12 protein-coding genes are annotated in these 13,337 nt (G+C 44.9%); 8 read left to right on the forward strand and 4 right to left on the reverse strand.

Annotation, left to right across the window (positions count from 1 at the left end; translation table 11 throughout):
* Positions 1 to 277: 277 nt before the first annotated feature.
* Entirely contained in the window at positions 278 to 3,262 is a 2,985-nt protein-coding gene (locus tag AC1RJL_RS01120; RefSeq protein ID WP_492910901.1) for a hypothetical protein, read from the reverse strand.
* Between the two features lie 864 nt (positions 3,263 to 4,126).
* Here AC1RJL_RS01120 and AC1RJL_RS01125 point away from each other — a divergent pair.
* The 8 genes from AC1RJL_RS01125 (at position 4,127) to AC1RJL_RS01160 (ending at position 10,535) form a co-directional block, all read left to right on the forward strand.
* Positions 4,127 to 4,468 carry a toprim domain-containing protein gene (locus AC1RJL_RS01125; RefSeq protein ID WP_492910902.1) on the forward strand — a complete coding sequence of 114 codons (342 nt, stop codon included), beginning with the start codon at positions 4,127 to 4,129 and terminating at the stop codon, positions 4,466 to 4,468.
* A 513-nt stretch (positions 4,469 to 4,981) separates the two neighbouring features.
* Positions 4,982 to 5,575, forward strand: coding sequence for a hypothetical protein (locus tag AC1RJL_RS01130; protein WP_492910903.1), 594 nt, complete (start codon positions 4,982 to 4,984; stop codon positions 5,573 to 5,575).
* On the forward strand, positions 5,565 to 6,515 hold the full coding sequence (locus AC1RJL_RS01135) for a nucleotidyl transferase AbiEii/AbiGii toxin family protein (protein ID WP_492910904.1): 951 nt from the start codon (positions 5,565 to 5,567) through the stop codon (positions 6,513 to 6,515). Before AC1RJL_RS01130 ends, AC1RJL_RS01135 begins: the two co-directional genes overlap by 11 nt.
* A 137-nt stretch (positions 6,516 to 6,652) precedes the next feature.
* Complete coding sequence (locus tag AC1RJL_RS01140) at positions 6,653 to 7,288, forward strand: hypothetical protein (RefSeq protein WP_492910905.1); 636 nt, start codon at positions 6,653 to 6,655, stop codon at positions 7,286 to 7,288.
* A gap of 269 nt (positions 7,289 to 7,557) precedes the next feature.
* Entirely contained in the window at positions 7,558 to 8,658 is a 1,101-nt protein-coding gene (locus tag AC1RJL_RS01145; protein ID WP_492910906.1) for a hypothetical protein, read from the forward strand.
* 39 nt (positions 8,659 to 8,697) lie between these two features.
* Positions 8,698 to 9,558, forward strand: a complete 861-nt coding sequence (locus AC1RJL_RS01150; RefSeq protein ID WP_492910907.1) for a hypothetical protein — start codon at positions 8,698 to 8,700, stop codon at positions 9,556 to 9,558.
* A 63-nt stretch (positions 9,559 to 9,621) separates the two neighbouring features.
* Positions 9,622 to 10,212: a hypothetical protein gene (locus AC1RJL_RS01155; RefSeq protein ID WP_492910908.1), complete on the forward strand. Its 591-nt coding sequence runs from the start codon at positions 9,622 to 9,624 to the stop codon at positions 10,210 to 10,212.
* A gap of 71 nt (positions 10,213 to 10,283) precedes the next feature.
* A complete protein-coding gene (locus AC1RJL_RS01160; protein ID WP_492910910.1) occupies positions 10,284 to 10,535 on the forward strand; it encodes a hypothetical protein in 252 nt (83 codons plus the stop codon).
* Positions 10,536 to 10,735: 200 nt separating this feature from the next.
* Here AC1RJL_RS01160 and AC1RJL_RS01165 read toward each other — a convergent pair whose 3' ends face one another.
* The 3 genes from AC1RJL_RS01165 to AC1RJL_RS01175 form a co-directional block, all read right to left on the reverse strand.
* Positions 10,736 to 11,401, reverse strand: a complete 666-nt coding sequence (locus AC1RJL_RS01165; RefSeq protein ID WP_492910911.1) for a MaoC family dehydratase — start codon at positions 11,399 to 11,401, stop codon at positions 10,736 to 10,738.
* Between the two features lie 62 nt (positions 11,402 to 11,463).
* The gene (locus AC1RJL_RS01170) at positions 11,464 to 12,627 is read right to left on the reverse strand and encodes a nitroreductase family protein (protein WP_492910912.1); all 1,164 of its coding nucleotides are present in this window, start codon (positions 12,625 to 12,627) and stop codon (positions 11,464 to 11,466) included.
* Between the two features lie 33 nt (positions 12,628 to 12,660).
* Positions 12,661 to 13,329 carry a 4'-phosphopantetheinyl transferase family protein gene (locus AC1RJL_RS01175; RefSeq protein ID WP_492910913.1) on the reverse strand — a complete coding sequence of 223 codons (669 nt, stop codon included), beginning with the start codon at positions 13,327 to 13,329 and terminating at the stop codon, positions 12,661 to 12,663.
* Between the last annotated feature and the right edge of the window lie 8 nt (positions 13,330 to 13,337).

The raw sequence follows: 13,337 nt of genomic DNA on the forward strand, positions 1-13,337 counted from the left end.
CCGCAAAAAACCGAATCTGCAGCAGACATTGTTCTGCACTTTGTTCTGCACATCGCCCGCAATCTTCACCGCGCCGTTAATGTCTTCGACCTTCGAGGAAGCGCAGGACTATGCCTGGGAAAATAATGGCCGTGCGTTAAAGATTGGATTGCAAGCAGTAGTAATTCGATCAATATTTTTGCTATTAAATAAAAAACCTCCAGCGTGGCTGGAGGTTTTATCAGTCTGAGCCCCGATTAAATCGGGACTTTTTAAATATGCCGGATATTGGTTTTGTTTAATCTTGAGTGACTGAAATATTGGCCTTCCAGTAAGTCAGTACGGTGGAGTTATCGCTACCGGTCGAACTACTGTAGTACAGGCCTACTCCGCCGAGGTCGGACATGCTAACGTCAGCTTCCAAATGAACCTGTCTCAGATAGTTGAATGCATCGCCAGAGCGCGCTTCCTTAGTGGAGGAAATATCCGCTACAAGCTTGCCGTTAACTAAACTGAGTTCTACGGTAAGCTCTGACAAGTAGGCGCTGACCATAACGCCATTATTGTATTTCACGGATGGATTTTCCGGATCCCACATCTCCTGTGGCAAGGTCGAGCCGAAGGGTCGGTTGCTGCTGTCGTATCTGACAGCAGAAGCCTTGCCGTCTTTAATGTCAACCAAATAGACTGCAAGACCCGCCACTGCACCGCCCCCATCAAAACCTAACTCCCCGATTTCAGGGGCAGCAAGTCGCTGGAAGCGCAGGGCATAGCCATTTGTAGCACCCGGCTCACCGCGGACAATAGTGTCATTCCTTACCCCGTCAGACTTAATGTAAATATCTAAAAAGTCCGGTGCAGATCCAAACCCTTGTCCCGCTGATTTATTCGGGGCTAATTTCACAGTCAGGGTAACGTCGCCAAATTTACTTCCCACTGGTTGATAATGCAGGCGGGACTGTCTATCAGGTGAGCCAGTCTGTAGGCCAGGAAAGCCCGCAGCGCCTTGTGTGGTAGATCCGTCTACCCAAGTCCAACCGCTGCCACCTTGACCATTGGTTCGCGTCCATGTGCCGGGAATGATCCGGGGCTGTGGATCGATAGGCATATTGTTGAAATCTGTCTCGACCCAAGACACTTTTTTACCGTTGGCATCTGTTCTTGTTGCCACATCATTCGTGGTTATCAAGTGGCTGGATTTAAAGGTTGTTTTCGCGGTTGAAAGCTCGCTTACATTGTACTTGGGAGTAATTTCGGCCATCAGGTAATAACCAATGTCGCCTTCACCCAAGGTGTACTCTTGCTCAGGCTTGTTGAGGCGGCTGACAATGAGCGGAGTCGCATTACCTTCTGCGTCCACGCGATACCAATTGATAACAGATGTATCAAGCAGGCCAATGCCGTTTACCTGGAATATGTACTCAATCCGTGCTTTTCCGTCTGCTCCTATAACAATTTTCGGTTCGCCTCCAGATGTGAACACGGGCGGATCGATATATACAGGTTGAACCGTCGCCAATATCGCCGCTTCTATGCCGAGAGCATTCTTCGCAACAATAAGAATGGTTTTTTCCTCGTAGCCGGTAAGTGTGGAAGTAACGTCTACACTGTTGCCTGTCACGTGCAAATCAACGTAGGACGCTGGTTTATATTTCTTCGTCACAGGATCAATAGCAAGCGTGTGATCAGAATGGTAATCGTATGCTTCAAATGTCCATGCTCCAAGCCCGGCTGTTCTACCCGTCTCTGCACTTGCGTTGAATTTTGCTGATGCCCCGCCAGTGCGGATAGGCGTGTTGCCACCGACACGGCTAAGGCTCGCGGTCCTCGGAATTGTTCTGTAATAGCCGTCTGCCACACCTTGCTTCACTTCCGCCGCTGAAATCGCCGGCACATTGGCATAAGGAAGATATACCGCGTTGTTGCCGTCAAAGTCGTTGAGACCCAAAATGTTTTGGATGTTGTAATAAATTTGACCGTCATTCTCTACCCGATATGCCTTAAGTAATTCGCTGTCGGCAGGAATTACAACCGACGCGCCTGGCGTGAAATGATCTTGAATAACGTAGGGTTCGCCATCCAGTGTCACATTGTATTGATAGCTGCGTGTTGTGGGACTCTTCGGCGTTCGGGTAGACCATGAAATTCCCGCAGGCATGTTCGGCGTTACAGGGTGATTTATCAGTGTCGCTCCGCGATGGAAGCGAGTGTCAATTGCTCTGCCCGAAGTGTTTGTGCTATCGCCAAAACCTTGTTCGTAAACGCTGACACCGGAAGTGTTAACAGAAAGCGGTTCAAGATAAATATCTGAATTATAGAATTGTGTTCCGCCGCTGAAGTTGGTGTTGTAGAAATACAGCGTGCTGTTAATGTACGCACTGCCGCCGCCCGCGTGTCCGCTGGACTCAATATGGCAATTTATATAAAGCGCGTTAAATGGCGAAAGGTTCAATCGGCTGATAAACGCTGTGTTAATCGCTATAGCGTTTGAAACGGTGCTGCCACCGAAGAGCTGCGCTTGGGAAATTGCATCAAACCGTTTTGCACGGCTGAGTCGTTTATCTTCTGGCAACTTGGCATCAAGTGGGAAATTTAAGTTCACATTGACATAATTGCCAAAGGTGACGTTCTCTGTCATGAAGCCGGTTGAATTTATTCTGAACAGGTTAAAGTTACCGTCGGCTCCTTGCTGTTGGCCGCGTGCTGCTGCAAATGTCACGTTAAACTTGTTACTGTTTAAACCTAATATATATAACCAATCGCTGGTGATGGTCATACCGTACAGACCTTCCTCGGGATTATCCTCAGGGCGGCTGGGGCGGATAAAACCATCGTCCGGGTCATCTATCCAATATACGCCTGGTGCAACAAGCACCGTCATCCGTTTGTCTATCGTCCCCGAAATAATTGCCCCGGCTGCCTTAGCGTCCTGCAGGGATGTGAAAGCGTAAGGGCTATCCGGGATTTTAAATTGATCAAGGCGGTAGTCGATGAATATTGTGTGTTCATCAAGTGTCCATTCCTTGCCCTTCCATACGACTTTAGTTCCGTCAAAACTAATTATCTCTTCTCCATCATCAAGAGATGTATAAGGTGCATCAATAGTTCCAGTTGAAGAGCTTGAAGATGCTTCATGACTACTTGACGCTACACTGGAAATTAAAGAACTTTGTAAGGAATTACCTACTGCACTTGAACTGGAATTTGAAGATGATTTGTTGGAGCCGCCACAAGCGACCAATAACATACTCAGCATGACTGCTGATAGTAATTGAGTTTTCATTTATTTATCTCTCTCAATTGTTAACAATCGATATCCATCGTTTTTTATTTCAGCTACTTATAATGGTTAATGCACTGAATAAAACGATTCAAAAAAACAATGGAGTACTAATTGCCGATGTTATTGCTTGTCACAGTTTAACCAACCGATCAGGCGCAAGCTTTTTATTCTTAATTTCACACTAACGTAAACATTAAATTGAGCTACCAAAGCGCGAGCATTGTGGGATTTTTTTGCAGAAAGTAGTCAGGTTTTACACAGAAAAAAATTTGGTAAGACTGTGTCAATGCAACATCTCATAAGATGCCGCATCACTAATACCATCAACGTTTCTTGTTCCTGAAAGGCACTAAGTAGCCTTGGAAAATTCCTGAGGGGCTATTGGTAGTAAATTTTGACTACAACCAGTTGAGCTACGTCTAATAATTATCATTTGTATAGAGCGTTGCGATGATTTTCACCCCAATCAACTTTTTGGGGCAATCATATTTGCGCATACAGACAAATCTTTACGATTACATGTTGTTGTAATTGTCATGTAACTGATTTCATGATGCATTAAAATTTAATGCAACCGTTTTCTCGCATCGTCCTCTGTTTTATTCGGCAATGGCTTACTAATTACAGTAAGCCATTGCCCTTGGGCGAATGAATTTCAAGGCGGGACTGTTGAAAAAACGCGTATTGGGATTGATCGAGTTTGATAATGCAGGAATTGGGAAAAGCGGGGGAAGGGGTCACATTATCCCTAATAAAAATCTCAGGTTAAGTTTGTTGCTACCCGCCCCCATGAAGTCGTAATTCATGGAGGCGGACTGAACAGGGTTACGACCACCGGACTTAACCACACCGGCCCACCCGAAGGTGGCCCCGTCCAGCCGCCATAGCAACAGGCAAGGCTGTACGAGGTCATATTGTCGGAGCTTATGGTCGCCGTATAACCCCAAAGCTAAAAGCCTATTCGGTTTATCACGTGCATTGAATTTCCGATGGGATGAGTTTTTCAATATCGATGCCCTCAAGAAATACAAGCATATCTTGCTTTGTAAATCGCCACTGGAAGCAATGTCATTACTTCAGCTGGGTATTGAGAATGTGGTTAGCATTATGGGAGCAAAGAGTTTTTCTGATTCACATCTTCGTGTTTTAGGTTTGTTTAATACAGAGTGTATCGGTATTGCTTTTGATCACGATATTGCGCATTAGAAAATTGCTGTAAGCATTGCTGATCAACTCAACCCATTGGGTATTCAGAGCTACAAAGTCAGTTTGCCTAAAGAAATGGATGTAAATCGATTTAGCATGGAAATATCGAATCCCAAAGGTACCTTTATGCAATATCTGAGTTCGGCAACCAGTATGACAACTTTGCATTAGCCGAGGTGATAACCATGAGCACGCGGAGCACTAAATTAGTTATCTGCACCGAATTCTATGCAGAGGACTGTTTGGCCAGAGGTCAAAGTAATTCGACGGTATACACCAAACGAAGACTGCTTACTGCATTTACCAAAAGGTGTCTGAGCAAAGATATTCGATTGGTTACCCAATGGGGGTGTACAACGACACCCACCCCGCTGCCAGGGGTTAGTAACTATGATGGATGTGTATTTATCTGACTGCACATCTAAATTGTGCATGAATTTTTAATAAAAATATTGGCAATTCTAGCTGTATTGTGTATTTTGTATACAGAAACGCTGAATATTAGGTATGAGCATGTCCGCAATAGATGAGTTGAAGCAGCATTTGGAGCCAGGCCAGGTATATCGCAGAGGTGACCTGGCACAGTGGAGTAATGCTGTTGATCGCCACCTGAAGCTGTTGGTAAAGGACGGGACCTTACAAAAGGTTTCCCAAGGCGTTTATGCCTGCCTCAAGAAAACGTCTTTTGGTAAGGCGGCGCCAGAGGATTACAAATTGGTCGAAGCTTTCTTAAAAACGGACGACTTCTTGTTGTTTTCCTCGAATACCTACAACGCATTAGGAGTTGGTACAACCCAGCTTTACAACGAGCAGGTTGTCTACAATCGGAAACGCCACGGTAAGTTCAAGCTGGGTAACCGTACCTTCAATTTTCAAATGAAGCCTTACTTCCCTAAAGAGGTTTCAAAAGAATTCCTATTGGTCGATTTGGTAAACAATGTAAAAAAATTAGCAGAAGAGCAGGATGTTGTGTTGAAGCGTGTTAGCCAGGTAGCTGCCAACATGGATTCATCTTCTTTAAAAAATGATGCCCAGCTTTATGGTGGTGTTAGAGCCAGGAAATTATTTGCATCTATTGATAATAAGACCGTGACACATGCCGCTTGATTATTTGCATCACCATGAAGATTACAAAGATCTCATTCGAACCGTTGCTGAAGAAAAAGGCATTGCCCCTGATTTGGTAGAAAAAGACTACTGGATTATGCATTGCCTTTATGGTCTGACTCAGCAGGGGTATTCATTTGAGTTAAAAGGCGGGACGAGTCTGTCGAAAGGCTTCCGGATTATTCATCGCTTCTCCGAAGATATTGATATTCGAATTGAGCCGCCTGCTGGAACTACAGTAGCTACGGGAAAAAATCAAAACAAAGATCAGCACTGTGAAAGCCGAAAGGCTTTTTATGATCAGCTGGCCCAAGAAATTGTTATTAACGGCATTGATGAAGTTGTAAGAGATCACGCCTTCGACGATGAGAAATTTCGAAGCGCTGGTATTCGTTTGAAATATTCCAGTGCTAATCCAATTTCTGCCGGTGTGAAAGATGGTGTTTTGCTGGAGGTGGGGTTCGATACCGTAACACCGAACAGGCGAATCGATATCAGCTCCTGGGCCTTGGATTTTGCCAAGGAACATAATGTACCTGTCATTGATAATCTGGCCACAGCGATCCCCTGTTATGAGCCGGGTTACACCTTCGTAGAAAAGCTGCAAACGATAGCGACCAAATATAGAAATCAGCAAGAGCGCGGCGGTATGCCCAAAAACTTTATGCGGCATTACTACGATGTGTATTGTCTGCTTGAAGATGAAAGCGTTAAATCTTTTATTGGTACGGATGCATATCACGCTCATAAGCTTGTCCGCTTCCCAGAGAAAGATTATCAAATACCTATTTCCGAGAATGAAGCATTCATTCTGTCTGATGTAGCTACGCGAAGGTTGTACCGGGAAAACTACCTGGCTACGTCTGCTTTGTATTACCGAGAGCAGCCAAGTTTTGATGTGTTGCTGGAGCGAATGAGTTCGATAATTAGTACGTTATAAGTATCTAAGCGGTTATGTATTGTAATTGAATCATTGGTAGAGCGATGTTATTGATTAACTTATTTTCTGTTTTGTCCCCAAGGTGGACGGACATATCATTATCGTAATTTTAAAGGATCCGGAGAATACATCGGAATATGGTAGTTAATTCAGAGAGGGTATATAGAGGTATTTGGCTTCGTATTTTGCGTGATGAAAAATATAAAACTATAAGTTTAAATGATATTGAGATGATGGCTCTAGGTATGGGGCTAACTGGTGTCAATGTAACCGAAGGAACAATAGGGGTTTTCATAAAAATACCAGCTATATTGTTAAACTCTAACGAAGGAAAAGCATGTTATCCGAGAGTCTTGCCAGATCAAATCACACAGATTGAAAATAAGAAAAATTCTGTTCGCAAAAGAGCCGCTGTTTGGGAGAGTGTTGATTGGTTTGAGCCGCCTTATGTAATGATGAAAGTAACCAATCCAATAATTGAAGTGTTAGCTCCTATCATTAATACCCCTGGAAATTGGGCGGAAACTCAGTTCGATCAGCAATTACTTTCTATTCATACCCTTCGTGGGTGTGCCATCTCGATAGAGCAACTCTTTAAAAAAAGCCGAATACTTAATCCGCATAGAAAAACCTTAAGAGAGGCAACTGATAGTGGTATGGTTTATAAAGGCCCTAACGAGAGCATTTCAATTCATCAGAAAGACGTAAGAGTCAGCTGGGGCTATGACACTAAGGAAGTTCAATGCAGTTCCCGTTCGAATACCGCCCAATAATATTTGATGACTGTTTTGCAGTTGCGTGGATGAAGATCGCCATATTTCTATCATCAGACTCACACATCACGATGTAAACGCAGCTCCATGATCGCCAATCCTGCCGGGCAGTGTTTCGCCTGGCGCACTTTTAGATTTCAGTCACATAAATACAATCAATCGTTTGAATTTTCCTTTCTTTACATTTTTCAATACATCTGTTGCTATAGTTATTCGATGACAATTTACCGCGAGCCGATGGGTTGAACTTGTAATACGTAGGAGTTGTTATGGCGGGAGCGATAGCATTTAGGCAAAAGCTAAAAATCGGCGTAGGAGCGATTCTTTTATTTTTGCTGGGAATTGGGTTTCTGCTGGGAGCATTGTTTCTGGCCGCATGGTCTTTTTGGTTGTTGGCAGGTGTTTTGGTCGCGCTTGGTATTATTGCGCTACCTCTGGCATGGTTAGCCAATAGATTTTTCAAACGATTTGGTTCTGATTCTAAGTCCCGCCTTGGCAATAGCTGGTTTTTCCTGGTGTTGCTGCTTACCACTCTCCTTACATTTCCTTATTTTTATTTCAGCGTAAAAAGCGAAACTGATCCGTTGGTCTTACCCCAGGCTGTGCTTAGTGATGGTGATAAAACGGTAATATTCCAGGGCATGGTGCATGTGGGATCAGAAAATTTTTATAAGTCTGTTGTATACGATCTTGAAGAGGCGCTTGATGAGGGTTACAAACTCTATTATGAAGGTGTAATGCCTTCAACAGAAGACGCCAACAAATGGTTTTCCGAGACTGTTGCCGGTGGTACCTCGTTATCGGATAATTATCGCCAACTTTCCGCAGTCTGCGGTGTTAAATTCCAGCTCGATTATTTTAAATTACTGATTCACGATATTCAGGCCCATCCCGAACGTCACGCCACTGTGGATGTAACCACAGCAGATCTAAAAAAAGAATATGAGCGCCTGATTAAAGAAAACGCCGGGTTTGCAGCCATCATTGAAAAAGAAAAAAAGAATAAAGCCAACGGCGGTGACCTATCAGACGAGACCGCCAATAAAATCTTTACCTTCGTCCAGCATGCTAACGAGAACCAAAAAAGTATGGTCGGTAATATATGCCGGGGATTTTTCGTCTATGCCCTGAAGGTGGGTGGTGAAAAAAAGCCCCAGGCACTTGATCCGCTCCTTCTGGATTTTCGTAATCATCATCTCGCCCGACAAATACAAGCCGATACCAGTAAAAAAATCTACATCACCTATGGGGCCGGTCATTTACCCGGCTTGATCCAATTGTTGAAAGAGGCTAATCCGGCATGGGAAGTGAAATCACTTAAATGGTTGCGTGGCATGAGTGCGCCTGAGCATCTTGAAGGCCAACTTTAATGAGATAACGGTATAGAAAATATTGCAGTAGGAGAACTTATGAGATTAATTAGCCTGATCAGTGTGTTATTTTTCGGCTTATCACTAAGCGGCTGCATTGCCATGAAGCAAAGCACTTCCGTAAAGCAAAATGGTTTTGAGCAAGGTATCAGTGTCATTCATGGCCTGCCTAAAACTATACCCGGCAAGTCTTCTCCGATTCCCGGAGTTCCCTACGTATTTATTTTGCCCGACTCGGCAGCTACGTTGCTGGTACCAATCCCGTTCATAGGCGATGCTGTTGTTGGGCAATTGCATCAAGCCACATCCAATTCCTATAAAAATAAATTCACTGCTGCGGACCCGTATGATTATGCACTTAAGAGTTTGCAGCGGACTTCATTTTACAAAGCAGAAAACGCCGCGTATAAATTATATCCCTACGTAATTATCCAGCAGGGATTCGATGATGTGTATCGTGTATCGCTGGTATACCACATTGAGGGGCCTGACTGGGTGGGGCGTTATTTTTACCATCTTCCCACTACCTATCCCAAAGCGGAGTTTATGAATACACCGCCTGCGGAAATTAAATCCCTGCAACAGGAACTGGCAGCAGGAGCTGATCAACTGGCTGACTTGCTTAAGCGAGATGAAGCAGAAAATTTAACTCCCCATGGAAAAAAGGCCACCCTGGGCAGTTTATTTCTTGTTGGTAGCAGAGTCGGCGGTTTGGTCTCACCCACTGTTATGGCCTATCCCGGTATTAATATTATTGACGATGTCGGTGATCACGTCATTGCACGCATCGCTGGCGATATAAAAAGCGATGGACAATCAGGCGGAATGTTATTCGGCGTCCATTATTTCCATAAAAACCAATTACATACTTATAAAGTGACAGCGGAAGATAATAAATAGTTTTTTTAGTGATGTTCGTGAGTGCGTTTATTAAGACATTTTTATTAATTTAAGGAGATGCATATGCAATTGCTTCAATCCAAATTGATTCTTGGAATCGTTGTTGCGGGTCTTTCGACTGCCAGCTTTGCTGCAAAAAAAGGCGATATCACCCAGATCGATTATGGCGTGGTAGAAAAAGTAGAAAATGTAAAAGTAGATTCCAATATGGGTAAGGGAGTCATCACGGGTGGCTTGATAGGTGCGGGTACTAGCGGTAAGCATAGTAGTAATCATGATAAGGCAAAACATGCGGCTGAAGGTGCGGCAGCGTTAGCAATATTGACCGCTATCGCTGAAGGCAAGCGTAAGGCTCATTCGTATCAAGTGAAGTTGACCTCTGGTTCAGTCGTGAAATTGGTTTCTGAAAGCAAGGAAATCACCGAGGGTGATTGTGTTTCAATTGAGCAGGGAGAATCGGCCAATATTCGTCGCGTATCATCTGTTTATTGTGAGGAACCTGAGCACGAGGCATTGTATCACCCTCATGTACGCGCTGCTGCCTATGAAGATGCCGCTGAGTGTCATACCGCAAAAGAAATAGCGATGCATGCAAAAACTGAGAAAGAAGTAGATATCGCGTTAAAGAAAGTGCGCGTGTTTTGTGATGATTAATTTTTTGAAGCTTCAACTTAATGTTTGCTTAATCTTGGGCAAGCATTAAGTTTGGTCGGCCAAAATTAGGTATGAACACTCCTCCAACATTTCCATCCTTCAACTTCCGCCTTTGGACGATTGTAGACTCGTTTCAAGTGCGCACCAGTCAGTTCGATAGCGATGACGTATATCGATTTGTCAAACTCTTTTGGCAGCGCATTGAAAAAGTCAACATGCTATTGCGGGCTGGTCATTTGGCGGATCGGCTCAATAGGAGACTAGTGCAACTGGTAGATAAGAATATCCGGATTCAATTTGTCGGTGGGTTGCTTAAAGAATAACGATACCTAAACATAATATTTTCACAACAGCATTTGCAAAGGTGTATCCGCTCTATATTCAACAAGCAGAGCGGAAAAATTGTACGAAAGATTGGAAATTTTGATGGTATCGATATGCCTGATGATACAGAGAGTTATTTATATGGATGAAATAAAGTTAATCCACGTGGTGAAACCTTCTGAAAAGAGGTTGGTCGGGGTTACAGGTAAACGCGCAACAGCGTTTCCGCAACACAAGCCAATCGCTTGCTGTTTTCAATTTCGATATTGACTTCGCTGATCAGGTCCACATAGCGCTTGGAGACTTCGACCTGTTTTAACCGGATGCGGGCACGCACTTTTGATCCGGCTTTGACGGGGTAGGGAAAGCGGACTGTATTCATCCCATAGTTAACCAGCATGCGTGCTTCAGGATAGGGATTAGTGGCGGATTGGGTAAGCTTGGGGAGCATCGCCAGGGTGAGAAAGCCGTGAGCGATGGTTGTACCAAAGGGAGACTCTTTGGCGGCCCGGGCGACGTCGGTGTGAATCCATTGGTCATCTTCCGTGACAAATGCAAACTGGTTAATTCGATCCTGGTCGATCAATAACCAATCACCGAGATGGGTTTCCTGGTCAATACGTTCGCGCCATTTGTTGTAAAACGCCCTGGCTTCAGGAGTAACAACCGTTTCTGCTTGTTGCTCGCGTTCAAGCAGCAGCGCAAATTTTCCCAGCCAGGGTGTGTTCAACGTGTGGTTGATAGTTTGGCTCAAGCGTTCAGACAGTACTCGTAACGATGGTTCAATGCGGCTTTTTAGTTCCACACTGCCCAATTGTTTGCGCAACAGGCGTTCCCTGCCTTTAAGGTATTCAACGACGCTCATAAAAACTCCCTTGGATCAAATGACCTTGCTAAATCACGTGTGTTACAAATCAGTTCAGGGTGTCAGGTCAACATAACATCCTTTACGTTTCGGCGCACCGACTTGGCAATATGGTTTGAATGGCCCAGGCGAAATACAAACAAAGGTTCTGTGCCGTCGGCGAGGTTGAGTTGGGACTTTAATCTGGCTATGCCGTCTGCCGTTTCTGTGGGATAGCATTGGGGTTGAACTGCCAGGCCACTCATGCTTGCCTCCAGGTAAACTCGCTCTACCATTTGTCCGGCCAGCAATTTTTGCTGAAAACTATCCGCTTTGGTAGTAATAACTCCCCACATAGGCGTTGCAGCGGATAAGCGGTCAACACTGTCGATCTCGCCTTGCTTAAAGGCAGTTTGTAATAAATCATCCGGGGAAACCAGCAGCTCCACGTAGCGTTTAATGGCTGCCGGTGCATCGCCATTAAAAATTGCAATACCATCCCCTTTAGTTTCCCACTGGTTGCGGGTGATGCGGAACCAGTCCATACCGTCGCGATGGCAAGCATCAGTCAGGTAGCTTCTGGCAGAATCCCGGACAATGTAGGCTATAGGATCGCGACCGGCTTGCTTTTTAATCCACTCGAGGCCAATTCCCGGAAATTCAATGGCTTGCTGCTGGAGCTTTTCCAGGAATAGATGGCTTACCGGTTTACTCAAGTCGAATGCGGTGCGAGTTGTTTGCCGGTTAAATATAGCCTCAAAATAAGGCGTGGGGGAAGGGCAGCATTGGCTAAGCGCAACACTGGCGCAATAACCGTTCGATAGAAACTCTGTGTAACTATCATTCAAAGAAACCGCTGCCTGGTAACCAATGTGGTGCGCCGCCACATTCAAATTTTCAATCGCAGCGCCAACCGCCAGGATCATCATGCGGTAGCCGGGATCAGCGTTTTTCAAGTGACGGGCCTTATCGGCAAAAATATCTATTCGGGCACCCGATATTTTAAAAAGCCAGGGCTGGGTGTTGTGTGGGCTGGGTGCGAGGGTCGCGCACATAACCAGGAACTCCATATCGCTAAGTTCATTTTTTTCCCTGTGGTTCCAATAAGCATAGGCTGGCGAGTCCGGGCTTATTGCCGGTTCTGTAGTGGCCCATGCGGACAGTCCGCCGACAGAGGCAAGCGCAGTGCCGGTTGCTGCGTAGCGCATTAACTTGCGACGGTTCAAATGAATTTCATTGGCGCTCATGATGATATTTCCTTTAATGCAATCATTAATTATTTAGCGGGAGGCAGGTATCCACACTGCCGAAAAAACATAATCTCCATTAAATCCGAAAACACCGTTTAAACGGGTTATCAATTGTGTCGAATTAATTTGCGCACGGAATGAATTTTCAGGTTGCGCTATATTCACCGCAAGCTGGTCAAAACCCAACTTGATCCCGGCGGCCGAATAAACACATTTATACACGGCTTCCCGAATGGAAAATGCAATATGTGCAGCGAGGTGTTGATCGTTTACAGAAAAAGAATTTACCCAAGCTTGTTCCGCGGGCGAGCAAATTCTTGCAATGGATTTCCAACTGGTTGAACTTGCTCGCCATGATTCAACATCCACACCAACTGCATTGATATCCGTTGAATTTGCAACAACGGCTATTGCGTAACGGTCGGTGTGGCTGATACTGCCCACAAATCCTGCTGGCCAAACCGGGCAGCCGTGGATATCCGCCAATATCGGAACAAAACCTTTACTAATATTTTCCAACGCTTGTCTCGCGCAATTCCTGCCTGCGCAAAATTCTGCCCGTCGTTTTGGAGTTGCTGTAGCCACTAATTGCCGCTCGGCCGGATACAGCCCATAAATGTCTTCCAACACGCACGTGGATTGCACCGCAAAAGGAGAATTTCTAAAAAGCTGCTCAGGCTGATTGGTTAATGACCGCATCGGATGCT

This window comes from Cellvibrio sp. GW822-FHT04B05, assembly GCF_058800985.1.

Excerpts from the sequence above, each read along its gene's own strand:
- AC1RJL_RS01120 (WP_492910901.1), bottom strand. The coding sequence starts at position 3,262 with ATGAAAACTCAATTACTATCAGCAGTCATGCTGAGTATGTTATTGGTC.
- AC1RJL_RS01130 (WP_492910903.1), top strand. The coding sequence starts at position 4,982 with ATGTCCGCAATAGATGAGTTGAAGCAGCATTTGGAGCCAGGCCAGGTA.
- AC1RJL_RS01135 (WP_492910904.1), top strand. The coding sequence starts at position 5,565 with ATGCCGCTTGATTATTTGCATCACCATGAAGATTACAAAGATCTCATT.
- AC1RJL_RS01140 (WP_492910905.1), top strand. The coding sequence starts at position 6,653 with ATGGTAGTTAATTCAGAGAGGGTATATAGAGGTATTTGGCTTCGTATT.
- AC1RJL_RS01145 (WP_492910906.1), top strand. The coding sequence starts at position 7,558 with ATGGCGGGAGCGATAGCATTTAGGCAAAAGCTAAAAATCGGCGTAGGA.
- AC1RJL_RS01150 (WP_492910907.1), top strand. The coding sequence starts at position 8,698 with ATGAGATTAATTAGCCTGATCAGTGTGTTATTTTTCGGCTTATCACTA.
- AC1RJL_RS01155 (WP_492910908.1), top strand. The coding sequence starts at position 9,622 with ATGCAATTGCTTCAATCCAAATTGATTCTTGGAATCGTTGTTGCGGGT.
- AC1RJL_RS01160 (WP_492910910.1), top strand. The coding sequence starts at position 10,284 with ATGAACACTCCTCCAACATTTCCATCCTTCAACTTCCGCCTTTGGACG.
- AC1RJL_RS01165 (WP_492910911.1), bottom strand. The coding sequence starts at position 11,401 with ATGAGCGTCGTTGAATACCTTAAAGGCAGGGAACGCCTGTTGCGCAAA.
- AC1RJL_RS01170 (WP_492910912.1), bottom strand. The coding sequence starts at position 12,627 with ATGAGCGCCAATGAAATTCATTTGAACCGTCGCAAGTTAATGCGCTAC.
- AC1RJL_RS01175 (WP_492910913.1), bottom strand. The coding sequence starts at position 13,329 with ATGCGGTCATTAACCAATCAGCCTGAGCAGCTTTTTAGAAATTCTCCT.